We start from the raw sequence: 23,737 nt of genomic DNA on the forward strand, positions 1-23,737 counted from the left end.
TGATTCGACGACTCGTGGCGGATCGGCGGGGCGTGGGGCTTGGCTCAGTTGTTACACCGCGTAGACTCACCACCCGTGATTCAGCTTGAGCAAGTGACGAAGACGTACCCGAAGGCGTCCCGGCCTTCGCTCGACAACGTGTCCGTCTCGATCGAGAAGGGCGAGTTCGTCTTCTTCATCGGTCCATCCGGCTCCGGCAAGTCCACAATCATCAAGATGCTGCTGCACGAGGTGGCCCCCAACAAGGGCCGCGTCGTGGTCAACGGCAAGGACGTCACGTCGATGCGTTCCTGGAAGCGACCCCACTTCCGACGCTCGATCGGCTGTGTCTTCCAGGACTTCCGGCTGCTGCCGAACCGCACCGCGTACGAGAACGTGGCGTTCGCCCTCGAGGTGATCGGCAAGACGAAGGCGGTTGCCCGCCGGGTCGTGCCGGAGGTGCTGGAGCTGGTCGGGCTCGGTGGCAAGGAGCACCGCTACCCGCACGAGCTCTCCGGTGGTGAGCAGCAGCGGGTCGCCGTCGCCCGGGCGTTCGTGAACCGTCCGCTGATCCTGCTGGCGGACGAGCCCACCGGAAACCTGGACCCGGACACCTCGATCGAGATCATGCGTCTGCTGGACCGGATCAACCGCACCGGCACGACCGTCGTGATGGTCACCCACGACTCCAACATCGTGAATCAGATGCGCCGCCGCGTCGTCGAGATCGAGAGCGGTCGCATCGTCCGTGACCAGGCCCGCGGCGTCTACGGGTGAGCCGGCGCTCCACCCCTGCGCAGCCTGACGACGAACACCTCATGCCGGAGACCCGGAGGAACCCCCGATGCGCGTGAAATACGTCCTGTCCGAGGTATTGGTCGGACTGTGGCGCAACGTGACCATGTCCATCGCGATGATCATCACGATGGCGGTCTCGCTGACCATGCTCGGCGCCAGCGGTCTGCTGTACCGCCAGGTCGACGACATGAAGGACCTCTACTTCAAGAACATCCAGGTCGCGATCTTCCTGAACCAGGAGGTGAGCGAGCCGCAGCGCACCGAGCTGAAGGGCAAGTTGGAGGGTGACCCCCTGGTCAAGGAGGTCATCTACGTCGACAAGGCCCAGGCGTACGAGCGCTTCAAGACGATGTACCAGGACGCGCCGGACCTGGTGAACGCGGTCAAGCCGGACCAGCTGCCCGAGTCCTTCCGGATCACGCTGAACAACCCGGAGCAGTACCGCGACATCTACGACCAGTACAAGGAGACCGACGGCGTCGACGAGATCGTCGACCAGAGCAAACTCCTCGACAAGATCTTCAACATCCTCACCTCGATCCAGAACATCGCGCTGGCCGCCGCCATCGTGATGGCGATTGCCGCCCTGCTGCTGGTCGCGAACACCATTCAGGTGGCGGCGTACAGCAAGCGACGTGAGGTCGCGGTCATGAAGCTTGTCGGTGCGTCCAACTGGTTCATCCAGGCGCCGTTCGTGCTGGAGGCGGTGGTGGCCGGCCTGATCGGCTCGCTGCTCGGTCTGGTCGCCCTGGTCGCGGCGAAGTATCTGCTCTTCGACGGGTCGTTGAGCGCGTTGCAGGGTCTGCTCTCGCCGATCAGCTGGGGCGACATCCTGTTCATCTTCCCGCTGATGGCCGGCGTCGGTGGTCTGGTGAGCGCGGCCACCGCCTGGATCACCCTGCGCTTCTACCTGCGGGTCTAGGCACCGGACGGGTCGTCCCGTCGTCTCCCGAGGACCCTCCCGCAGCCGGAAATAAACGGCGCGGGAGGGTCCTTCTTGTTCGGGTAGCATGATCGGTTGTCCGGCCGGGGTGAGCCCGGCCACGGGCGACGGAGGAGAGGGGGTGGCACCGATGCCACGGGAAAAGGGGCGCAAGGTGGTCGCCTCCAACAAGAAGGCGCGCCACGACTACGCGATCCTCGACACGTACGAGGCGGGCATGGCGCTGACCGGCACCGAGGTCAAGTCGCTGCGGGCCGGGCGCGCGTCGCTGGTCGACGCGTTCGCACAGGAGCGCGACAACGAGTTGTTCCTGCACTCCATGCACATCCCGGAATACACCCAGGGCACGTGGACCAACCACGAGCCCCGGCGTACGCGCAAGCTGCTGCTCAACCGGGGCGAGCTCGACAAGCTTCTCGGCAAGACCCGCGAGGGCGGTCTGACGATCGTCCCGTTGCAGGTCTACTTCTCCGACGGCTGGGCCAAGGTCGAGATTGCGCTGGCCAAGGGCAAGAAGTCGTACGACAAGCGTCAGGACCTCGCCAAGCGGGACGCGGACCGGGAGATCGCCCGGGTGTCCGGTCGGCGGGGCAAGGGGATGGACGACTGATTCATCCCGTTTGTCCGGGCTGGCGCGCCGGCCCGGGCCTCGGGATGAAAGCGGTTGCGGCAGGCGTTAGTCTTGTCAGTGCCGCCACATCGGCGGCCTGTCGAGGGGGTGACTGGTTTCGACTTCGTACGCAGCGACAGGGGAAGCGAGCCGAGGAAGCCGACGTCGTCTCGAGAATCGGTCGTCGGAAACTTATAAGCGCCAAGCAAAATCGCGCTGACTTCGCTCTCGCCGCCTGAGGCGAGTAGCTAAGTCTGTCGGCCTGGGAACGCCTTCGTCCCAGTAGCCGGCATCAGCTAGGAGGCTGGCCAATCGGACCCGGTCGCGGGGTCCGTGCGGCGAGATTAATCAGCGACTGGGCCCGTCACACCAACTTGCTCGCGTGAGCGGTGGGGCCGAGTAGAGGCACAGCGAGCTGCGCTCGGAGAAGCCCTGACAAACCGGCGAAGGACCCGGGTTCGATTCCCGGCACCTCCACCACCTCGAAGCGATGCGCCCCGGCCCACCGGCCGGGGCGCATCGTCGTTTGCGGACCCGTGCCCGGTGGCGTTCGCCTCCGGGCGCGACGACGGCGGGTGACCGCGGTCGTCCAGTTGGCCTACGCTGCGGCGCATGACGAAGGAACACCTGCGCCTGTCCGTGGGCGCGCCGCCCGGCCAACGTGCCGTCTCCGTGCTGGTGGGCGGGTTCTTCACCATCGTCGGCCTGGTCTTCGTGGCGCTGCCGCTGGTCGCCGACGGTCTGCTGCGCCGGTTGACCGGCCCCGGCGGTGGGCTCACCTCGTACGAGGACGCCCGCGACATTCCACCCGAACTGTTGCCGCCCGAGCTGCGCGACGGTGGAACCGGAGGCGGACCGGGCCTCGGCGCGGGCCGGTTCCTCGGGCTCTGCGGGCTGCCGATCGCACTGCTCGGGCTCTATCTCGTGCTGCGGGTCCTGCGCACCGCCGCCTGGCTTGACGGCACCCGGGCACGGGTGCGGGGCGCGTTTGGCAGTCACACGGTCGACCTCGCCACCGCCGAGGTCGGTGCCGGGATGGTCTCCTACCGGGACACGGGCGACGACCGGCCGGGCAGCGTGCAGCGGGTCCCGACGATCGTCGCCCGCGACGCCGGCACCGGGCGGCGGGTCACCATCCCGCTGCGTGGCATGGGGCTGGCCACCCTCCCGCCGTACGAACTACGCGCGCTCGCCGACGCGATGACCGCCGGCCGCCCCACCAGCGGGCGCGACGGCGACGCCCACGCGCTCGCCGGGCAGCTGCGCGCCATGGCCGAGCGCCCGCTCGGGGTCTGATTCTCCGGGACCGCTGGTGCGCGGCGCCAATCTGCTCTGGGAGGCGTACCAGACGGATCTGGGTGGCGAAACCTGAGCCGGGAACCGGAGAGTCGACGGGCGCGTCGAACCGGGCATGCGTCGACCGACAGTGCTGCTCGTACTCCCGTTGTTGCTCGTGGCGGGCTGCGCCCAGACCGGCGCCGGCCCGGCCGACGGGCCCAGCGACCCGACGCCGCACCGTGCCGAAGCCTTCGACCAGCGGGCCGCCCGGGTCGCCGAGGCGTGGCAGCCCGGCCCCGACTGGCGTACGGGGTACGTCCCCCTGGAGGGGCCGACAGTGCTCACTGGTGACCCGCGCTTCACACCGGACACCGAGGCGGCCTTCCGAGCCGGGTGGTACCGCGCGCAGGTCCCGATTCCGCCGACCCGGGTCGGCGGTGAGATCCGGTTCCCGGACGGTCGGCTGACGTTGCCGTTGGTCAGCGCCGCCGAGGCGTATCGGGAGCTTGACCAGGGTGACCCGCTGCCCTGCCCGGGTCGACCGAAGCGGCCAGGCCTGCCCACCCCCGGCGGGCCAACCGTCGAACCGGGGCCGGATGGTTGGGCCACCAGCACGGCGCAGACCGCCTGCCTTCCGCTCACCGTCACCGGGGTCACGCTGGGCACCGTGCCGGTCCGGACTAGCCGGGGTGAGGCGCAGGTCCCGGCCTGGCTGTTCACCGTCGAGGAGCTGGCCACGCCGGTGGCCCGGCTCGCCGTCGCGCCCACGGCGGTCAAGCGGGTGCCCGAGCCCACCGCGCCCGCCGGGCCGTTGCCGGACGGGCTGGTGTCCGCTCAGGACCTCGCGGCGGTCGACGGTGCCCGGTTGACCGTGCGGCTCGGCGTCGGTGCCTGTGACACCGCGATCACACCGCTGGTGTGGGAACGGCCGGACGTCGTGGTGGTCGGTGGCAGTGTCACCCGGAGCACCGGCGAGTGCATCGCCATCCTCAAGATGGAACCGGTCACCGTCACCCTCGCGGCGCCGCTGGGTGCCCGGCCGGTGCTGGACGTGTCCACCGGCGCCGCCCTGTCGATCGCCTCTCGCTGACCGGCCGGCTCAGAGGATGCTGGGCACGTCGGTGCTGATCGGCACGGCCAGCACCGTGGGTCGGTCCGCGCGCAGCCCGGCGCCGAGTGCCGTGCCGAGATGGTCGGGGGTCTCCACCACCTCGGTGGCGCAGCCGTAGCCGGCCGCGATCGCGATGATGTCCAACCCCGGCAGGTCCAGGCCGGGCACCCCGGGAGTGTCCTTCAGCTCGGCGAACGCCTTGAGGATCGCGTACTGCTGGTTGACCGGGACGACCACCACCACCGGCAGGGCGAGGCGCGCGGCCGTCCACAGAGCCTGCACCGAGTAGTGGAACGAGCCGTCGCCGATCACCGCCACCACGGGTCGCCCGCGTCCGGTGTCCCGCTCGGCGAGTGCCACCCCGATCGCGGCGGGCAGGCCGTAGCCGAGGCCTCCGCTGGCCATCGTGAAGTACGACGCCGGGCGTCTGATCTTGAGCTGACGGCGCAGCGCGGACAGATTGGATGGTGACTCCTGGACCAGCACGCCGTCCGCCGGCCAGTGCGCGGCCAGGGCGGCGAACAGGGCGTCGGCGCTCAGGGGAGCGGTGACCTCGGGCGGTGCCGGCGCGTCCCGCCGTGGTGGCGGCTGCCGGTCGGCCGTCGGCACCCGTTCGACCAGCGCGGCCAGGGTCAGCCCCGGGTCCCCGAGCAGGCTGTCCCCGACCGGGGCGCGGGCGGCTTCGTCGGGGTCGTCGGTGACGTGCAGCAGCCGGGCGCCGTCGGGCAGGTGGTCGCCCGGCACGTACGGGTAGTAGCGGAACACCGGAGCACCGACGACCAGCACCGTGTCGTGCCCGCGCAGTGCCTCGGCCAGCGGACCGATCGCGTACGGCAGCACCCCGCGAAAGTGGGGGTGGTCCTCGGGGAACACGGCCCGTTCGGTGGCCGGGGCCGACCAGACCGGTGCGGCCAGCCGCTCGGCCAACGCGACCGCCGTCGACCAACTCCCGGAGCGGTCCACCCCCGGCCCGTACACGAGCACCGGGTTGTGGCTGCCGGCGAGGATCCGGGCGAACTCGTCCAACCGCTCGGGGTCCGGCGCGAACCGGGTGGCCACCGAGCGCGGCGCGGGCGGCGGGTCGGCGGTCTGGGCCCAGTCGTCCATCGGCAGCGAGAGGAAGACCGGCCCGGCGGGTGGCTGCACCGCCGTCGCGTACGCCCGCAGCACCGCCGCGGGGATGTCCTGCGCCCTGGCGGGCTCGTAGGCCCACTTGACGTACGGCTGGGGAAGCTCGGTGGGTCGACGGTTGGCCAGCCGGGGTTCGAGCAGCAGCATCTCCCGGGTCTGCTGGCCGGCGCTGACGATCAGCGGGGTCTTGTTGTGCCAGGCGGTGACCAGGTTGCCCATGCCGTTGCCGGTGCCCGGTGCGGTGTGCAGGTTGACGTGGGCGGGTTGCCCGGTCGCCTGGGCGTACCCGTCGGCCATCGCCACCGCTGTCGCCTCGTGCAGCGCGTGGACGTAGTGGAAGTCGGCGGGGAAGTCCCGCAGGAAGGGCTCCTCGGTGGAGCCGGGGTTGCCGAAGACCGTGGTCATGCCGAGGGTGCGGAGCACGTCGTACGTCGCGTCCCGGACCGTTGCCATCGCCACCCGCCTCCGTGTCGCGGGCAGGGACGATCACGGTCGCCCTCCCGATCAGCCGAATCTATCGGGATGTGACGGACCTTTCGGGCGTTTCCCCGCCGTGGGTGGTCCGGATCCTTCGATCACCAGGAGGTTCACCGTCGGGTCATCGACAGTCCGTCTCAACTGTCCGATCACCCGCCGTTCAGACCTTAGCCAGCACCCGGGACGCAGGCTATGGTGCCAGGCATGGCGTTGACAGCGCGGCTGATCCCGGCGCACCGGGCGGATCCGGCAGATGACCGATCCCCGGCGCGGGCTCACGGTTGACGGGTGTGTGGGATGCAGGGAGAGGGCCAGGCGATCGGCGGACGAGCCATGGAGTCGATGACCGGGCGGCTGCTGGTCGCGACTCCGGCGCTCAAGGACCCGAACTTCGACCGTACGGTGGTGCTGCTGGTCGCCCATGAGCCGGGCGGTGCTCTCGGCGTGGTGTTGAACCGTGCCACCGAGGTGCCGGTGGCCGAGGTGCTCGGCGACTGGAGTGACCTGGCCCGCCACCCGGCGGTGCTCTTCGAGGGCGGCCCGGTGCAGCCCGACTCGGCCATCTGCCTGGCTCGCATGCGGCACCCGATGCGCCGGCTGAAGGGCTTCCACCAGGTCTCCGGGGCGGTCGGCACGATCGACCTCTCGGTCGACCCGGAGCGGCTGCGGGAGAGCATCGGCGGCATCCGCGTCTTCGCCGGCTATTCCGGCTGGGGCAGCGGCCAGCTGGAGCAGGAGATCGCCGACGGCTCGTGGTTTCTGCTGGACGCGTTGCCCGGTGACGCCTTCGTCGACCGCCCCGACGACCTGTGGCCGATGGTGCTGCGCCGGCAGGGCGGGATGATGGCCGCGGTCGCGCACTTCCCGCCGGACGTGGCGCTCAACTGACCCGGCTCGGCGGGGACCCCGCGAGATGACCATGCGGGCCGGTCTGTGTATAGTTTCTCAGTGCCCGGGCGACCGGGACAACAGCAAGGGGCCGTGGCGCAGCTGGTAGCGCACCACACTGGCAGTGTGGGGGTCAGGGGTTCGAGTCCCCTCGGCTCCACCCTTGTGAAACGCCCTGACCGGGGACCAACCGGTCAGGGCGTTTTCCGTTGCGCCCGGCCTGGGTGGGCGCCTAGCGCACGATCGGTGACCACTCCCGCTGGCTGACGATCGTCACACCGGGCGTGCGGTAATAAGCGTCCTCGGCGAGGGTCGCGGCGAGCGCCTCGGCGTCCGGGACGTCGAAGATCAGGACCGCGCCGGAGTCGTCGGGGAACGGCCCGGCCATGACCAACCGGCCCTCCTGGCGCAGAGCCTGGAGACGCTCCCGGTGCGCCGGCCGGGCCGCGAGTCGGTCGGGTTCCTCGCCGAAGGACAGCTCCACGATGAACACGGTTCCTCCTCCTGGGGCCGATCTTTTCGGAAAGCACCCTAGTCGATGCGCCGCCGCCGCACCGACACGCGAAACGCCCTGACCGGATGACCCGGTCAGGGCGTTTGTCGACTGTATGTCCGGTGCGGGCTGGATCAGCCCTGGCGGCTCTTCCACTGCGGGTTGGCGCGGTTCACCACGACCACCCGGCCGCGACGGCGGACCACCGCCGAACCCGGCTTCTGCTTCAGTGCACGCAACGAGCTACGTACCTTCATGTCTGCCTCCTCGGTGCAAGCGGTTCCGAGTATCGAAACGCCGCACCCACCCGCCGGATTCCCGCCGGCCAGCCGTCGAACCTTTGCCGCCCGCTGGCCGTACCAGTGGGTGGAGGTCACCCTCATGCCCGTACGCCGGCTCTTCGCCATGGTGCTGGTCGCTGCCGCGACAGTGCCGCTGGCAGCCACGCCCGCCGCCGCACACGGCGCCCCGACCAACCCGGTCAGTCGGGCGGCCGCCTGCGGGCCCGAGGGCCGGTACGCGGCCACCAGCGCCTGCCGGGCGGCGGTCCAGGCGGGCGCGGCGGTACGCGAATGGGACAACGTACGCGTCGCGGCGATCAACGGTCGGGATCGGGATCGCATCCCGGACGGTGAGTTATGCAGCGGTGGGCTGTCCGCGTACCGGGGGCTGGATCTCCCCCGGACCGACTGGCCGAGCACCGAGCTGACCACCGGTGCGAAGTTCACCTTCACGTACCGGACCACGATCGAGCACCGGGGCACCTTCCGGCTCTACGTCACCAAGCCCGATTACGACCCGCGTGCACCGTTGACCTGGACGGATCTGGAAGCGCGCCCGTTTCTGACGATGAAGGACCCGCCGGTGCGGGCCGGGGCGTACCAGTTGGCGGGTCGGCTGCCGGCGGGCCGCGACGGTCGGCACCTGATCTACACGATCTGGCAGAACTCCAGCACCCCGGACACCTACTACTCCTGCTCGGACGTGGTGTTCCGTGGTGCCAGGGCCACCGCGTCGAAGGCCGTCGCGACGAAGAGCGCGGCGGCTGCTTCGCGTACCGCTGCGGGTCGGCCGGTCGCCTCCGAGTCGGCGGTGGCGGCGGCGGCCGACCCGGGCGTGCCGGTGGCGTCGGTGACGAACCTCGGCGGCCGGTGGTCCGTGCTGGGCGGCGCCGCCGTTGTGCTGGTCCTGCTGCTGTTGCTGATCGGCGCGAGCCGGCGACGTCGCGGCGCCGCCGCACCCGTGGGCCGGCAGTGCGAGGTACGCAACCACCGCGCCGGGCGGCGCCGGATCTGGTGACCCGACCCCGCCCGGAGCCCGGCGGTGTTCAGCTCAGGTGCTGCTCGATCTCGGCCAACTCGTCGGCGGTGAAGTCGAGGTTGTCGAGCGCGGCGATGTTGGTCTCCAGCTGCTCGACGCTGCTCGCCCCGATGATCAGGCTGGTCATCCGCGGGTCGCGCAGGGCCCAGGCCAGCGCCAGCTGCGCGAGGGACTGCCCGCGCCGCTCGGCGACCGCGCCGAGCCCTCGGATGGTGGCCATCTTCTCCTCGCTGAGGTCGCTCTCGTTGAGGAAGACGCTGGTGCGCACCCGGGAGTCCGCCGGGATGCCACCCAGGTAGCGATCGGTCAGCAGGCCCTGGGCGAGCGGGCTGTACGCGATGCAGCCCGCGCCGACCTGCTCCAGCGTGTCGAGCAGGCCGTCGGACTCGGTCCAGCGGTTGAGCATCGAGTACGACGGCTGGTTGATCAGCAGCGGCGTGCCCAGGTCGCGCAGGATCGCGGCAGCCCGTGCGGTCTGCTCGGAGTTGTAGTTCGAGATGCCGACGTAGAGCGCCTTGCCGGAGCGGACGACCGCGTCCAGCGCGCCCATCGTCTCCTCCAGCGGGGTGTCCGGGTCGAACCGGTGCGAGTAGAAGATGTCGACGTAGTCCAGCCCCATCCGGCCCAGCGACTGGTCCAGCGAGGAGATCAGGTTCTTGCGGGAGCCCCACTCGCCGTACGGGCCGGGCCACATGAGGTAGCCGGCCTTGCTGGAGATGACCAGCTCGTCCCGGTACGGCGTCAGGTCGGTGGCGAGCATCCGGCCGAAGTTCTCCTCCGCCGAACCGGGCGGTGGGCCGTAGTTGTTGGCCAGGTCGAAGTGGGTGACACCCAGGTCGAAGGCGCGCCGGACGATGTCGCGCTGCCGTTCGAAGGGGCGGTCCGGGCCGAAGTTGTGCCAGAGCCCGAGGGAGACGGCGGGCAGCCGCAGGCCACTGCGCCCGCTGCGCCGGTAGGTCATGGAGTCGTAGCGGTCATCCGCGGCGAGGTAGGTCACGATCATGAGCCTAACTCTGGCTCGCGCTGGCGGTGATCGTGCGTGTGAACCAGGACATGGGGGTAGTTTCGACGCCATGCGTTTCATTGCTCTCGACACCCCCAAACCGCTGTCCAAGATCGGGCTGGGCACCTGGCAGTTCGGCTCCCGGGAATGGGGCTACGGCCCGGCCTTCGAGAAGCAGGCGGCGCAGATCGTCCGGCGGGCCGTGGAGCTGGGTGTGACGGTGTTCGACAGCGCGGAGATCTACGGCTTCGGGCGCAGCGAACGGATCCTCGGTGCCGCCCTCGGCGACGACCGGCCCAAAATGGTGGTCGCCACCAAGATCTTCCCGGTCCTGCCGGTGGCCGCCGTGGTGCAGCAGCGGGCGGTCGCCTCGGCGGCCCGGCTCGGCGTCACCAGCATCGACCTCTACCAGGTGCACCAGCCCAACCCGCTGGTCGCCGACCACACCACCATGCGCGGCATGCGGGCGTTGCAGGACGTCGGGCTGGTCAGCGAGGTCGGGGTCAGCAACTACGGGCTGCGCCGCTGGCAGGTCGCCGAGGCGGCGCTCGGCCGACGGGTGCTCAGCAACCAGGTCCGCTACAGCATGCTGGACCGCGCACCCGAGCAGGACCTGCTGCCGTACGCGCGGCAGGCCGGTCGGGTGGTCATCGCGTACAGCCCGCTGGCGCAGGGCTTCCTCTCCGGCCGGTACGACGCGAAGAACCCACCGAGCGGCGCGGTCCGGCGGGCCAACCCGTACTTCCTGCCGCAAAACCTGGAACGTGGCGCGGTCCTGATCGACACCCTGCGCCAGGTGGCCGACGCGCACGACGCCACCCCCAGTCAGATCGCGCTGGCCTACCTGCTGCGCCACCCGAACGTGCTCGCCATTCCCGGGGCCTCCGGGGTGGAACAGATGGAACGCAACGCCGCCGCCGCGGACATCGACCTCGCCGACGACGAGTACGCGGCACTGGCCGAGACCGCGAAACGCTTCCGCCCGGTCACCGGCCTCGCCGCGATGCCGGCGATGGTGCGTGCCCGGTTCGCCAGCCCAACGGAGAAGTGAGCACAGTGGACGACATCACCGCACTGATCCTGGACGACCACGCCGCCTTCCGGCGCGGCTTCGCCCGCCTCGACGACGCCCGCGACGAGCAGGAGATGCTCGCCATCTGGGACGCTCTCGCCCTGCACCTGGACATCCACGCCGAGGCGGAGGAGGCGATCCTCTACCCGCACCTGGTCAAACACGGCGACGACGGCGAGGACGAGACCGCCGACGCGATCGGTGACCACAACAAGATCCGGGACGCCATCGCCGAGGCGAAACTGCACCCGGTCGGTTCGGAGCAGTGGTGGGAGGCGGTCGGCACCGCCCGCCGGGAGAACAGCGAGCACCTCGCCGAGGAGGAGGACGAGGCGCTGCCCGACTTCCGCCGGCACGCCAGCACCGAGCTCCGCGCCGAGCTGGGCCAACGCTGGCTGACCTTCTACGGCGAGCACAAGAACGGCCGCAACCTGCCGTTCCGCGACAAGGACCCCCAGCAGTACGTGGCCGACCACCGCTGAGATCTCCCCGGCACGGGGGAGTCGCCGAGCCTGGTTCCGGCATGAGAATGACGAGGTGACCCTCCGAGCGGTGCTGACCCCGCTGGTCGCCGGCACCACCTGGCGACGCGGCGTGTTCCTGCTGCTCGGCGGCGTGCTGGCCCTGCCGTACGGGGTCCTCGCGGTGACCTTCGCCCAACTGCTCGCCGACTCGGAGATCCCCCGCCCACTGGTCTACGCGCTGCTGGTGATCGCGGCGCTGATCGCCGTGGTCCCGCTGCTGCTGGACGGCAGCCGGGCTCTGGAGATCGCCGCCGTACGGGCGTTGCTCGGCATCGACCTGTCCGAACCGGCGCCGGGGCACACGGCCGACCGGGAGACCCGGCTGCGCAGTGCGCTCTGGATCGCCACCCACCTCATCGTCGGCGCGCTGGTGATGGTCGCGCTGTTCAGCGCCCTGCCGATGGCGCTGGCGTTCATCGCTCAGCAGTTCGGCATCGGCACCGAGCTGACCAGCCGAGAACGGTTCGGGCCGCTGGACGGGCGGGACAGCGGCTGGCTGACAGTGAGCGGGGTGGCCCTGCTGGTCGGCCTCGGCTACGCCGTCGCCGGGCTCGGCGCGCTCGCCGGCTCGATGGCGCCGGTGCTGCTCGGCCCCGCCCCGGCGGAGCGCATCGCCGCCCTGGAGGCGCAGGCCATCCGGCTCGCCGAACGCAACCGACTGGCCCGGGAGCTGCACGACTCGATCGGTCACGCCCTGACCGTGGCCACCCTCCAGGCCGGTGCCGCCCGCGAGGTCCTCGACACCGACAGGGAGTTCGTCCGGCGGGCGCTCACCGCCATCGAGGAGACCGGACGGACCGCGATGGACGAACTGGACCACGTGCTCGGGCTGCTCCGGGAAGGCGGCAACGAGCGACCCGTGGTGGCGCCGCAGCGTACCCTCGCCGACCTGGACCGTCTGGTCACCGACGCCCGCGCGGCCGGGCTGGCCGTGCACGCGCTTCGCGTCGGCGACCCGGCGCGAGTGCCCGCGGCGGTCTCCCGGGAGGGCTACCGGATCGTCCAGGAAGGACTGACCAACGCCGCCCGGTACGGCGAGGGGCCGGTGACGTTGCGGCTGGACCTGCACCCGGGGGGCGTTGGAGTTGGAGCTGGTCAACGGGGTGCGCCGCCGCCCCGAGCGGGCTCATCCGGGGCGCGGCGGTCGAGGCCTGGACGGCATGCGGGAGCGGGTGCTGCTGCTCGGCGGCGGCATCACCGTGGGACCGGACGGTGACCGCTGGCTGATCCGGGCCCGCCTGCCCTACGAGGAGACGCGATGACCACCGGCGTGCTCATCGTCGACGATGACGAGCTGATCCGGATCGGGCTGCGGGCCATCATCGACGCCCAACCCGACCTGAGCGTGCTCGCCGAGGCCGCCGACGGCGCCGAGTTGCCGCCGCTGGTCGCCCGGCACCGACCCGACGTGGTGCTGATGGACGTACGGATGCCCGGCATCGACGGCATCCAGGCCACCCGACACCTGCTGGCCACCTCCGCCGACCCACCCCGGGTGCTCGTCGTCACCACGTTCGCCAACGACGAGTACGTCTACGAGGCGCTGCGCGCCGGGGCCTCCGGCTTCCTGCTCAAACGGGCCCGGCCCGCCGAGGTGGTGGAGGCCGTCCGGGTGGTCGCGGCGGGGGAGTCGCTGCTCTTCCCGGCCGCCATCCGCCAGCTCGTCGGGGCGTACGGGCCGGCCGGCGGCGACCAGCTGCGCGCCGCCCGACTCACCGACCGGGAGGCCGAGGTGCTGCGGTTGATGACCACCGGCCGGTCCAACCCGGAGATCGCCGCGCACCTGGTGGTCGGTGTGGAGACGGTCAAGACGCACGTCGGCAACGTGCTGGCCAAGCTGGGCGTCCGCGACCGTACGCAGGCGGTCATCGCCGCCTACGAGTCCGGCTTCGTCACCCCGTCCGGCTGAACGGTCCCTCCGTCGTTCTGACCGGTCCCTCCACCGGGGGAGCGGATTCACCGCCGGCCGGGAGGGAATCCGGCTGTCGTTTGTCGAGGCTGTGAGCATGACAACGATCACTGCCTCCCCGCCTCGATCCGACTCCCGCTGGCCCGATCGGCTGGCCCCACTGGCCGCCGGCTGGCTCGGCCTGTGGGGTGTGCTCGCCCTTGTCGGCACCCTCACCGGCGCCGGCTACCCGTTCGGCGCCAACGACCGCAACGGCGGCGACGTCAACCTGCTGCGCCTGGTGCCGGTGGACCTGGCCACCCCGCTCTTCGCCGGCGTACTGCTGACCGCCGCGGTGGCCGCACTGGCCATGAGCCGCCCCGCCGTACGCCCACCCGGCCCGCTGCGGACGCTGCTCGCCGGCTACGGCTGGGCGGTGGCGTTCGTCCTCGCCGTGGTCGTGCCGGACGTCCGGGTGCTGGTGATCCTCGGCTACCTGCCGATACTGATCGTCGGTGCGCCGTTCGGCTGGCCGCCGGTCGACTACGCCGACATCTTCAACTGGGCGCTGTTCGCCCGGTTCGCCGCGCTGGCCGGCGGGCTGCTGCTGGCCGGGGCGGTGCTCGCCTGGCAGCGCCGCACCGCCGCGGCCTGCGTGGGCTGCGGTCGCGACCACACCGACCGAGGGTGGGCCACCCCGGCCGCCGCCGCCCGCTGGGGCCGGTGGGCCGCCGGCACCGCCGCCGTCATCCCGTTCACGTACGCGCTGACCCGGTTCGCCTGGGCGGCCGGCATCCCGCTCGGTATCTCCCGGGAGTTCCTCACCGAGATGCAGGACAGCGGGCTGGTGTGGGCCGGGTTCGGGCTGGGCGCGTTCGCCACCGTCGGCGCGATCCTCACCCTCGGGCTGGTGCAGCGCTGGGGCGAGCGGTTCCCCCGCTGGGTGCTCGGCCTGGCCGGTCGTCGGGTGCCGGTGACGCTGGCCGTGGTGCCGGCCACCCTCGTCGCCATCGCGGTGACCGCGGCCTCGTTCGGACTGCTCAGCAACCCGAAGTTCTGGGAACTCACCGGCGGGCTCAGCCTGACCGGGGCGCCGATGCTGCTCTGGCCGCTGTGGGGCGTGGCGCTCGGCGTCGCCACGTACGCGTACCACCTGCGCCGCCGCGGAGCCTGCCGGCGCTGCGGTCGGGGTTGATCCGACATGTCGCCGCGCCCGGTCACCGGATCGATGGTCCTTCCCGCCCGGACGCCGGATTTTGGATGGCCGGATGGCCGAGAACAATGTCTGCGGACCGCACTGTGGCGTTGAACCGGATGACCCGCCCGACCCACCGCGCAATCAGCGTGAGGCCGCTAGGATGACCCGGTTCGTCGGCGGGGTCGGCGTTACGTGACGGGTCTCGGCCCGACGGTTTCCGCACAATTCATTGCTCACTCGGGCGCGAGTCCTTTTCGCGGGTGGACGGATCATGATGGATACGACCGATGGCGCACCGCAGGGCACCCTCGTGGACCTCAGTGACGTGAGCCTGGCTGATCTTCAGGAGTTGGACCAGTCGGTGTTCGCCCACTCGCTACGCCGAATCCTCGACGAGATCGACCGCCCCCAGGAGGCGGTCGCCGGGTGGAACTCGGCGATGTGAGGATGCCGGGCGGCGGGCGCGGCATGACGGGGGCCGTCACGGTAGCCGAGGGCGGCGTCGCCGCCCGCCCGCGGCCCGTCCCGTTCTCGGAGTTCATCCTCAAGGTCCACAGCAGGTGCAACCTGGCCTGCGACTACTGCTACATGTACGAACTGGCGGACCGCAGCGCCCTCTCCGACCCCCTGCTGATGGCCCCGGCGATCTTCGACCACGCCTGCCGGCGGATACGTGAACACGTCCGCGCCCACGACCAGACCGATGTGCGGATCGTCCTGCACGGCGGTGAACCGCTCCTGGTCGGCGCTCCCAACCTGGTCCGGATGGCGGACCGGCTCCGGGAGGCGGTCGCGCCGTCGCAGGCCCAGATCAGCGTGCAGACCAACGGCACCCTCCTGACTCCACACGCTCTCTCCCTGCTGGCCGACGCCCGGGTGCGGGTGGGCGTGAGTCTGGACGGAGACCGGACGTCGAACGACAGGCACCGGCGGTACGCGTCGGGCCGCAGCAGCTACGACGAGGTCGACCGCGCCCTGCGCCTGCTCGCCGAGCGGCCCGACTCGTACGCGGGTGTGCTCTGCGTCGTGGACCTCGCCGCCGATCCGCGACAGACCTACGAGACGCTGGTGTCGTACCGGCCGCCGATGGTGGACTTCCTGCTCCCGCACGCCAACTGGGAGGCGCCGCCGCGGCGGGGTGACGGCCCGAGCCCTTACGGCACCTGGTTGGCCGCCGCATTCGATGCCTGGTACGACACCTCGCCCCGCCTGACCCGGGTGCGTCTCTTCGAAGAACTCATCAATCTGCTGTTCGGAGGGCGGAGCCGGACCGAATCCCTCGGGCTGAGCCCGGTGGCCGCAGTGGTGATCAACACCGACGGGGCGTACGAGCAGGTCGACACCCTGCGCTCCACCTACCCCGGCGCGGTCGGCACCGACCTGACCGTCTTCACCGACTCCCTCGACGATGTGCTGCGGCACCCCGCCGTCATCGCCCGCCAGGTGGGAGTTGAGGCCCTCGCCGCCTCCTGCCGAGCGTGCCCCGTGCACCGGGTCTGCGGTGCCGGCAACTATCCCCATCGGTACCGGGAGGGAAGCTTCACCAACCCGTCCGTCTACTGCCCCGATCTTCTGCTGCTCATCGCCCATGTGGAACGACGCCTGCGAGCGGACCTGGCAGCCATGCCCCGGGAGCGGTCGTGACGGGATACCACCGGCTCGCCCCCGACGACCTCGCGGCGCTCGCGGCTGGCCTCGGTGACCGGAGGACGATCCGTCTGCTGCGTGACGGTCAGGTGAGCAAACGCATGCTTCAGCTGCGCGCGCTCCTCGACACCGCCGATTCGGAGGAGACCACCCGACACTTCGCGCTGTGGGCCACGGCGGCGGACCGGTCGCCCGAGGCGGGGCCGGCGGTGCTGGCCCTGCCGCACACCGGTGCCTGGTTGGCCACCGCGCTGCGGCGACTGCGTACGCCGATGCCGTCCGGTTCGGCGTCCGCCGCGGCAGTCGGCCGGACGACCGGCGGGTTGGTGGTGGAGGCCGCACCCGAGTGGCCCGTCGAAGCCGAGCTGACCCCGCTCGGGTCGATCGCCGCGGTGGCGGCCCTCCGGGCCGGAATGGACTTCGAGCTCAGCGTCACGCCGCGCGACGGGGTCGTCTACCTGCCCACGCTCGGGCTCGCGCGGGTGGGGGACGCGCAGCGGGTGACCATCGAACGGGCGGGGTCGCAGCTCCTGGTCGGGCCGGTCACGGTGTCGCTGGTTCCTCCGCCGGACGCTGGGCCGGGTGCGGAGACCGACGGCTGGTCCGGCCTGCACCGACTGTGCAGCACCGCAGACGGGTTGACGCTGCGGATCACTCTCGACGATCTCGACCCGTACCGGGACCGGCACCAGCTGTGCGCCGCGGACCGGCTCACGCCCGCCGAGGTGTCCGAGTGGCAACGGCTGCTCGACGAGGCCTGGCCGATGCTGGTGCGTCACCACCGTCGGCACGCCGAGGCGATAGCCGAGGGCCTGCGCTGCCTCGTGCCGCTGCTGGCCGATTCGGTCAGCGCCGGGGTCAACGTCACCAGCATGGACGCCTTCGGGTCGGTCTCGATGACCCGTCCGATCGACGGGGAGGCGTTCGCGCTTGGTCTGCTGCACGAGTTCCAGCACGCCAAGCTCGGAGCGACGATCGACGTCGAGCCCCTCTACGACCGTGACGACCGGCGCTACTACTACGCCCCCTGGCGCGACGATCCGCGTCCTCTCGGCGCCGTCCTCCAGGGTGTCTACGCCTTCATCGCGGTGACCGAGTTCTGGCGGGGGCGTCGTGCGTTACGCAGTGGTGGCCCGGCCCGGTTGGCCGAGGTGGAATTCGCTCGCTGGCGCGACCGCGTGTCCCGCACCTGCGCGGACATCGAGTCCTTCGGCCGTCTGACCGCGGCCGGCCGCGAATTCGTCACCGGTCTGCGGCGGGTCATCGACGACTGGCGGGACCCGGTGGACCCGGGGGCGGCCGAGCTCGCCAGGGAGGCCGCCGAGGACCACTGGACGGTCTGGCGACTGCGGAACCGCCGGCCGGATCCGGACGCCGTCCACCAGCTCGCCGCCGCCCGCGCGGCCGGCCTGCCGTGCCCCGCCGCCATCGTCACGCTGCGGGTGGAACCGGCCGACGGTCGATGGCTGAGCCTCAGCCCACGGCTCGATCTGGTGCGGCTGCGGTTAAGCGATCCGGAGCGGTTCATGCGGCTGCGCACCGGCGCGGAACGCCTCGTCGACGCACTGCCCATGGCGTCCGACGGTGACCTGGCCCTCGCCGCCGGGGATGACCTCGCCGCCCGCGAGAGCTACCGCGGGCAGGTGTGCGCTGATCCGGAGCAGCTCTCCGCCTGGGTCGGCCTGGCCCTCGCCGAGCAGCGCCTGACGGCAGCGCAGAAGACCGGCGGCGCCGACCCGGAGCTGTGCCGAGCGGTGTACCTGCGGCTGCGCGCGGCCGGGCACCCGGAGGATCCACTCGAACTGGCCCGCTGGCTTGCTCCGGTCACCTGCGTGGCGGCAGCGGGCATCGAGCACGGTGGCGCGTCGTCTACGTCGGTGGCGGTTCCAGATCGCAGTTGAGGCGGTTCGCCTCGACCAGGGCGATGGTGTTCGGGTGGCTGTCACCCAGGACGCGGCGGAAGAGGGGCATCACCGCGTCACGCAGAGTGCGGGCACCTCGGTGGTCTCCGGCGACACTCAGACTGGTGGCCAGGTTGTTCGCCACCGCGAGGGTGTCCGGGTGGGACGGCCCGAGGATGCGCTGCGCCCGCTCGTAACAGTCCTGGTCGGCGGCGAGGGCCGCCGCGAACTCCCGACGCACGTACCAGCAGTTGGCGAGGTTGATGTTCGCGGCCAGCGTGTACGGATGGTCCGCGCCGACCCGTTCGGTGAAACGGTTGACGACCTCGTCGGACAGCGTGAAGGCCGCCTCCAGATCCCCAGCCTTCCGGAGGAAGATCGCCAGGTTGTTGCCGTACGCCAGGGTGAACAGGTGGTCCTCGCCCATCGCGTCCCGATACCACCGGTATACCGGCCGTGCCCGGCGAAGCGCGCCCGCGTCGTCCTCCAGAGCGGACTCGTCACAGGCCAGATTCATCGCTGCGGCCTGCACGTCCGGATGATCGGGGCCGTGCCGACGGCGGGAACGGACCAGCACGTCCGCGCTCAACGCGTGGGCCCGCTCGAACTCGCCCAATTTCCGGAGGGTCACCGCGTAGTTCTTGGCTACCCGTAGCGTCTCGCTGTCCTCCTCGCCGAGCACCTCCCGGTCCGCCTCCACCGCTGCCTCCAGGACCCGGCGGGACTCGGTGAGGTCGCCCGTGTCGCGCAGGTCGCGGCCGTACTGCCCCTCCGAGAAGAGGGTGTACGGGTGCATCGGACCGAGGGTGTCGCGGCGGCGGGCCAGGGTGCGTTCGTTGAGCCGCAACGCCCCACGCAGATCGCCGACCAGCCGGAGCGACAGGGCCAGGTTGTGCGCGGCGATCAACGCCCTTGGGTGTTCCTCGCCGAACACCTCACGGGCCAACTCCTCCGTGCGGGTGTCCAACTCGCGCGCCCGTTCGAAGAACCCGAGCGCGCGCAGGTCCGCGGCGAGGCTGCCCGCCACGATCACCGTGTACTCGTGGTCCTCGCCGAGCGTGTCGGAGAGCCGCTGGTACACGTCCTGATCGATGTCGTACGCGGCCTGGTACTGCGCCTCGAGGCGCAGCGCGTTGGCGAGGTGGAAGCGCATCATCTGGGTCGGCGGGTCGTCAGCGCCATGCTCCGCCCGCCACGCCTCGATCGCCTTCTCGGCCAGCTCGGAGCAGGTGGCGAAGTCGACCCGTGTCCACATGTAGCGGGCCACGTCGAGCAACAGCTGTCGGACCTCCGGCTGGGGCGAGTTGAGGGTCTTCGACGGCAGCAGGTGTGGCCAGAGATCCGCGTAGATCGGCCAGTTGCGGGGCTGGTCGGGGTCCTTCGGGTTGGCGGCGGCGAGGATCGCGTGCACGTGACGCCGGTTCTCCGCCTTGGCCTCGTCGGACATGGACTCCCGGATCAGCTCCTGCACCAGTGGGTGCATGCGGAGGCTGGTCTGGTTGCCGTCGTCACCGCGGTCCGGAGTGCGCCCGCGCCCGCCGCGCACGCTGTCGATTCGCGCCAGCGCGTAGCGGCCGACATCCCGCAGCGCACGCCCCATGAGCAGGGGATCCCGTACCGACGGATCGTAGGGGAGAAGCACGTTGATGAAACTGTCGTCGTAGAGCAGCGACATCGGGATCGGCTCGGCGGCGAAGAAGGCGCAGACCTCCAGCAGCTTCGCCGCCGCCGGATTGCGCTCCCGCAGGCTCTCCAGGGAGACGAGCCATGGCTCCGCGCCGGTCTGTTGATAGTCGGTGGGGAGCTCGTCGGAGAGCATGCCTGGCAGATACCGGCGCAGTCGCTGCAGATACTGGACGGCCGACTCGCCAGTGGTGGCGAGCCATGCTCCCGCCTGCTCGACGGCGAGCGGCAGGTCGCCCAGGCGGTCAGCGACCATCTCGGCATCAGCCAGGGGCAGGCGTGGGATTCGCCGACGCAACAACGCGGTGCTCTCCGCGCGGTCGAAGGCACCCACCTCGAAATTGCGGGCGTGCCGCGCCCAGACGTGGTTGCGGGTGGTGACGAGCACGTGGCCAGGCCCCTGCGGCATCAGGTCGTGCAACTCGGCGGGGTCGTCGGCGTTGTCGAGCACCAACAGCCACCGCCGGAAGGGGTCACCCCGGCGCAGGGCGTCCAGCACCCACTGGACCCGCTCGGCGACGTTGCCCCCGAGGGGTGTGTCCGCCTTGTCCGCCAGCCGGTCGGCGAGCGAGGCCAGAGCGAGCCGCATGACGCTCGGTTGCTGCGCGGAGATCCACCAGACGACGTCGTACTCGGCGCGGAAGCGGTAGGCGTATTCCAGGGCGATCTGGCTCTTGCCGACGCCACCCAGACCGTGCAGTGCGAGCGGGGTGTGCCGGGCCTCGGCCGACGACAGCCAGTCGCGCATCTCCTCCAGGAGTCGGCTGCGGCCGACGAACTGGACGTTACGCGGCAACGGCACCCGCCAGACCGGTGGCTCGTTGCCGGGGAACCGCCGTCGCTGCCCGGCACCCTCCGGGTCGGTCGCCGGGCGGGCGGGATGGTCCAGGGCCTCAAGCAGACGGGTGGCGGCCTCCTCCTGCGTGGCGCCCACCAGGTCCACCGGAACGCGTTCCAGGAACACCGCAGGCGCCCGGGAATTGTCCAACCGGACGGGCACCAGGAAGTTGCCGCCGCTGCCCGACTCGTAGCTGGTGGCCTGGGACCACAACTCGCTGGCGTTAGACGACTGCATGTATTCCTGGGACAGCAGCACCACCAGCCGGGCCGCATCCTTGAAACCGGCGGCCGTCGACGTCCCCTCGACAGGGCTGGCCGGGAAGTCGACCTCTCGCATCACCGTACGCAGCCCCGCCGAACGGAGCTCGTCGCGGACCCATTCGGCCCAGGACCGGTCGAGGGAGACGTAGCTGACGAAGACGTCCGGTGCGGCACCGGAGATGCGTTGCCTCTCGAACTTGGCCAACCACTGACGGCGCAGCCGATCCTCCATGGCTGGCAGGCTGTCGACCGCGTCCTCGGTGATCGCCTTGGTCAGTCGCTCGTAGGCGGCGAGCAGCGTGCCCTCATGGTGGGCCCGGTCGCCGAACCCCGCCAGGATCTCCTCGTACGCGTAGTAGGGCTGGTAGGGGATCTCGATCTCACCCCAGTACCGGTCGCTCTCCTCTACGGAAGTCCGGGGCAGCAGGGGCGCGAAGCGGCGGCGCGCGTGGTCCCGGCCCGCCTCCAACTTGAGCTGCTCGGCGTTGTCCACACGCATCGGGACCGGCAGGATTCGGACCGGTCGGTCGCCGCGCTGCCGGATGATGGAGCGGGTGACGCCGGCAGCTCCGTCGATGCTCTGGTCGTTGAGCGTGAAGGAGGTGACCACGGCGTCGGGCAGCCGCACGGTGCAGATGCCCGCACCGTCGCTGACGCCGGTCCGGCTGTCGATCAGCACGTAGTCGTAGTTGTCCCGCATGCTGGCGGCCAGTGCGTCGAGGAAGCTGTTGCCGCCCAGCTTCTCGAAGAACGCCTGCCAGTCGAAGGTGCTCACGGCCTTGGTGTATGCCGTGTCCTGTCGGCCGGCGGGTAACAGGTCCAGGCTGCCCTTTGGAGTCGGACCCGCAGAAGGCCGGACGGCCGAGTTGGGAGCGGGGAAATCCCAGTGCAGCGAGACGGCGTGGTGCAGCACGTCGGCGGCGCTGCCGAGCCAGTCCTCGTCCTCCGTCTCCTCCAACGGTCGAACGACCGCCTCGGCGTAGTCGCGGACCATGTCGATGATCCCGGTCGACGTCCGCAGATCCTTGTCGAGGAGGAACGGGTGAAAATATTTGTGCAGACCGGGGGATTCCAGGTCCCAGTCGACAGCGAGCACCCGGTAGCCGTTGGCCGCCAGGATCCAGGCGACGTTGGCGAGCGCCATGGTGCGGCCGGTGCCACCCTTGTACGAGTAGAACGTAATGATTCGACCCTCGACACCATCGCCGGTGATGCCCGGGTCAGCGCTCGTTGTCACGGCCGTCCTCCGGTGTGGTGTCGTCGCTCTCCGCGCCCCAGGGCCCGTCGATGCGTGGTGGTCGGGTGTCCGTGGCGGGGCTGGGGGGCCGGTGCACCGCTCCTCGGCTGAACACCCGGTTACGAGCGACCTCCAGGACCTCCGGCAGCTCCTCCTGGAAGGCGCGGTGGGTGAGGATGTTGGACCGGTAGAGCTCGTCGTCCGAGGCCAGGTCGTCGAAGATCTCCCGACACGCGCGCGACAGTGACTGCCAGTGCTCCCGGGTCTCCGTGTCGTCGCGGCTGCTCGGGATCAGCACGGCCGTGGTGCCACCGTCGCGCAGGGCGGCAGTGGCGTGGGCGGCAAGCGACTGTCGTTGCTCGGGCAGGCGGGTCAGCCAGGCGTCGACGATCAGCACCATGATCTGGTTGTAGCGGGCGGCCTGCTCGGCGCGGCGGGCCAGCTCCGTCAGGTCCACCACCGTTGACCGGTAGCTGTGGTCGGCCGCGATCTCACGGGCGTAGTCGACGACCGGATCGGGCAGCGGCGGCCCGTACGGTGCCCAGTCCAACGCATGGTTGCCGTACGTGGTCACGTGTTGGCGTACCGTGCTCATCTCGTCCCGGTGCGACGCCGCGACGATGAAGTGGACCAGCATCGGTGCGAACTGGTCGACGTCCGCCGCGAGCTGCCCGGGCGCCTGGTGGAAGGCGCTGGGCGTGGCGCGCAGGTCGATAGTGCGCTGGCCCTCCGGCAGCGGATGCTCCTCCACACTGGACACGATCTGGTTGGCCAGTTCGAAGAGGAACGTGCGGTAGTCGTCGCTGTGCCGTTGCAGTCGCATCAGCTGCCGGACCCCCAACCGCTGATAGAGGTCGCCCAGGCTGTGGGAGGAATATTGCAGCGGGGAGGCGACCGGATGGATGCGGCCGGGTCGGGCCGGGATCCACATCAGCGGTTTGAGGAGCGAGCTGTCCACCCCGTTCTGCTGGTCGTAGCGGGCAGTGCGGTCGGCGAAGATCCGCCATTCCTGGCCGCAGGGCTCGCTCTGGAAATATCTAGGCGTCATCAGAGCGAGAAAGGATCGGCACGTGCTCAGCGCCTCGACCAGCCGTTGCGGCCACCGCTCGCCCAGCAGGATGGTGCGATCGACGAAACCCACCCGCTCGTCGCGGGGCAGACCCGCGATCAGCCGTACCTCTGCGCTGAGATCCTCGTAAAGACGTTGGACCAGTGCGTCCTCGTCGCCCCTCGCGTAACTGAGGAAGAAGTACAGCACCGCACCTCCGCGCCGGGAGAGGTTGACCATCGGATGGCCGGGCCGTGACCCCGTCGGCCACGGCCATTTTTCGGCGGCCGTAAACGGCGGAGCTAACCGTGAGTATAGGGGCGGAGACGGCGTGCCACAGCCCGCCGATCGGCGCATCAAGAGGGCGTCTCGGATATCACTTTCCGTATTGGCGTAGGTCGACTCCG

21 protein-coding genes, 1 tRNA gene and 1 other RNA gene are annotated in these 23,737 nt (G+C 70.7%); 17 read left to right on the forward strand and 6 right to left on the reverse strand.

Annotated elements, in window-relative coordinates:
• The first annotated feature begins 75 nt into the window (after nt 1–75).
• The 6 genes from ftsE (at nt 76) to KBX34_RS00675 (ending at nt 4,698) form a co-directional block, all read left to right on the forward strand.
• The gene (gene ftsE, locus KBX34_RS00650; protein WP_030331491.1) at nt 76–756 is read left to right on the forward strand and encodes a cell division ATP-binding protein FtsE; all 681 of its coding nucleotides are present in this window, start codon (nt 76–78) and stop codon (nt 754–756) included.
• Between the two features lie 67 nt (nt 757–823).
• Entirely contained in the window at nt 824–1,699 is an 876-nt protein-coding gene (gene ftsX, locus KBX34_RS00655; protein ID WP_088946331.1) for a permease-like cell division protein FtsX, read from the forward strand.
• Between the two features lie 151 nt (nt 1,700–1,850).
• Nucleotides 1,851–2,330 (forward strand): SsrA-binding protein SmpB, encoded by a 480-nt coding sequence (smpB, locus tag KBX34_RS00660; RefSeq protein ID WP_007455863.1) that lies wholly within the window; start codon nt 1,851–1,853, stop codon nt 2,328–2,330.
• A gap of 104 nt (nt 2,331–2,434) precedes the next feature.
• Nucleotides 2,435–2,810, forward strand: a transfer-messenger RNA (tmRNA) gene (gene ssrA / locus KBX34_RS00665).
• Nucleotides 2,811–2,942: 132 nt separating this feature from the next.
• On the forward strand, nt 2,943–3,626 hold the full coding sequence (locus KBX34_RS00670; protein WP_141907978.1) for a hypothetical protein: 684 nt from the start codon (nt 2,943–2,945) through the stop codon (nt 3,624–3,626).
• 115 nt (nt 3,627–3,741) lie between these two features.
• Entirely contained in the window at nt 3,742–4,698 is a 957-nt protein-coding gene (locus KBX34_RS00675; RefSeq protein ID WP_210922630.1) for a hypothetical protein, read from the forward strand.
• Between the two features lie 9 nt (nt 4,699–4,707).
• Here KBX34_RS00675 and mdlC read toward each other — a convergent pair whose 3' ends face one another.
• Nucleotides 4,708–6,303: a benzoylformate decarboxylase gene (mdlC, locus tag KBX34_RS00680; RefSeq protein WP_210922631.1), complete on the reverse strand. Its 1,596-nt coding sequence runs from the start codon at nt 6,301–6,303 to the stop codon at nt 4,708–4,710.
• Between the two features lie 321 nt (nt 6,304–6,624).
• On the opposite strand from mdlC, the gene KBX34_RS00685 reads away from it, so the two are divergent.
• Together KBX34_RS00685 and KBX34_RS00690 are read left to right on the forward strand one after the other, a co-directional pair.
• The gene (locus KBX34_RS00685; protein WP_088946335.1) at nt 6,625–7,215 is read left to right on the forward strand and encodes a YqgE/AlgH family protein; all 591 of its coding nucleotides are present in this window, start codon (nt 6,625–6,627) and stop codon (nt 7,213–7,215) included.
• A gap of 87 nt (nt 7,216–7,302) precedes the next feature.
• Nucleotides 7,303–7,375 (forward strand) — tRNA-Ala (locus tag KBX34_RS00690).
• 72 nt (nt 7,376–7,447) lie between these two features.
• Here KBX34_RS00690 and KBX34_RS00695 read toward each other — a convergent pair.
• Nucleotides 7,448–7,708, reverse strand: coding sequence for a YciI family protein (locus KBX34_RS00695; RefSeq protein ID WP_141907981.1), 261 nt, complete (start codon nt 7,706–7,708; stop codon nt 7,448–7,450).
• Between the two features lie 134 nt (nt 7,709–7,842).
• The gene (locus KBX34_RS00700) at nt 7,843–7,965 is read right to left on the reverse strand and encodes a 50S ribosomal protein L36 (RefSeq protein ID WP_210922632.1); all 123 of its coding nucleotides are present in this window, start codon (nt 7,963–7,965) and stop codon (nt 7,843–7,845) included.
• A 124-nt stretch (nt 7,966–8,089) separates the two neighbouring features.
• Here KBX34_RS00700 and KBX34_RS00705 point away from each other — a divergent pair, with 124 nt between their 5' ends.
• Nucleotides 8,090–9,007, forward strand: a complete 918-nt coding sequence (locus tag KBX34_RS00705; RefSeq protein ID WP_210922635.1) for a lytic polysaccharide monooxygenase — start codon at nt 8,090–8,092, stop codon at nt 9,005–9,007.
• Between the two features lie 28 nt (nt 9,008–9,035).
• Here the strand turns inward: KBX34_RS00705 and mgrA are convergent, their stop codons facing one another.
• On the reverse strand, nt 9,036–10,031 hold the full coding sequence (mgrA, locus tag KBX34_RS00710) for an L-glyceraldehyde 3-phosphate reductase (RefSeq protein ID WP_210922637.1): 996 nt from the start codon (nt 10,029–10,031) through the stop codon (nt 9,036–9,038).
• 70 nt (nt 10,032–10,101) lie between these two features.
• Between mgrA and KBX34_RS00715 the strand changes: the two genes are divergently transcribed.
• The 8 genes from KBX34_RS00715 (at nt 10,102) to KBX34_RS33310 (ending at nt 18,261) form a co-directional block, all read left to right on the forward strand.
• Nucleotides 10,102–11,082: an aldo/keto reductase gene (locus KBX34_RS00715; protein WP_099850749.1), complete on the forward strand. Its 981-nt coding sequence runs from the start codon at nt 10,102–10,104 to the stop codon at nt 11,080–11,082.
• A gap of 5 nt (nt 11,083–11,087) precedes the next feature.
• Nucleotides 11,088–11,585, forward strand: a complete 498-nt coding sequence (locus tag KBX34_RS00720) for a hemerythrin domain-containing protein (RefSeq protein WP_307871287.1) — start codon at nt 11,088–11,090, stop codon at nt 11,583–11,585.
• A gap of 55 nt (nt 11,586–11,640) precedes the next feature.
• Complete coding sequence (locus KBX34_RS34155; RefSeq protein ID WP_307871288.1) at nt 11,641–12,843, forward strand: histidine kinase; 1,203 nt, start codon at nt 11,641–11,643, stop codon at nt 12,841–12,843.
• Nucleotides 12,844–12,885: 42 nt separating this feature from the next.
• Nucleotides 12,886–13,536, forward strand: coding sequence for a response regulator transcription factor (locus tag KBX34_RS00730; RefSeq protein ID WP_210922640.1), 651 nt, complete (start codon nt 12,886–12,888; stop codon nt 13,534–13,536).
• 97 nt (nt 13,537–13,633) lie between these two features.
• Nucleotides 13,634–14,710 carry a hypothetical protein gene (locus KBX34_RS00735; RefSeq protein WP_210922641.1) on the forward strand — a complete coding sequence of 359 codons (1,077 nt, stop codon included), beginning with the start codon at nt 13,634–13,636 and terminating at the stop codon, nt 14,708–14,710.
• A gap of 274 nt (nt 14,711–14,984) precedes the next feature.
• Complete coding sequence (gene fxsA / locus KBX34_RS00740; protein WP_088946343.1) at nt 14,985–15,158, forward strand: FxSxx-COOH cyclophane-containing RiPP peptide; 174 nt, start codon at nt 14,985–14,987, stop codon at nt 15,156–15,158.
• A gap of 23 nt (nt 15,159–15,181) precedes the next feature.
• A complete protein-coding gene (locus KBX34_RS00745) occupies nt 15,182–16,357 on the forward strand; it encodes an FxsB family cyclophane-forming radical SAM/SPASM peptide maturase (protein ID WP_210922644.1) in 1,176 nt (391 codons plus the stop codon).
• The gene (locus tag KBX34_RS33310) at nt 16,354–18,261 is read left to right on the forward strand and encodes an HEXXH motif domain-containing protein (RefSeq protein ID WP_210922646.1); all 1,908 of its coding nucleotides are present in this window, start codon (nt 16,354–16,356) and stop codon (nt 18,259–18,261) included. The genes KBX34_RS00745 and KBX34_RS33310 overlap by 4 nt, the downstream gene beginning before the upstream one ends.
• On the opposite strand, the gene fxsT is transcribed toward KBX34_RS33310, so the two are convergent.
• Together fxsT and KBX34_RS00760 are read right to left on the reverse strand one after the other, a co-directional pair.
• On the reverse strand, nt 18,230–22,282 hold the full coding sequence (fxsT, locus tag KBX34_RS00755; protein ID WP_210922648.1) for an FxSxx-COOH system tetratricopeptide repeat protein: 4,053 nt from the start codon (nt 22,280–22,282) through the stop codon (nt 18,230–18,232). The two genes, KBX34_RS33310 and fxsT, sit on opposite strands and share 32 nt — an antisense overlap.
• Complete coding sequence (locus KBX34_RS00760; RefSeq protein ID WP_210793165.1) at nt 22,266–23,540, reverse strand: TIR-like protein FxsC; 1,275 nt, start codon at nt 23,538–23,540, stop codon at nt 22,266–22,268. The genes fxsT and KBX34_RS00760 overlap by 17 nt, the downstream gene beginning before the upstream one ends.
• Between the last annotated feature and the right edge of the window lie 197 nt (nt 23,541–23,737).

Origin of the sequence: Micromonospora sp. M61, from assembly GCF_018070245.1 — a bacterium.
Classification (GTDB): Bacteria; Actinomycetota; Actinomycetes; order Mycobacteriales; family Micromonosporaceae; genus Micromonospora; species Micromonospora zamorensis.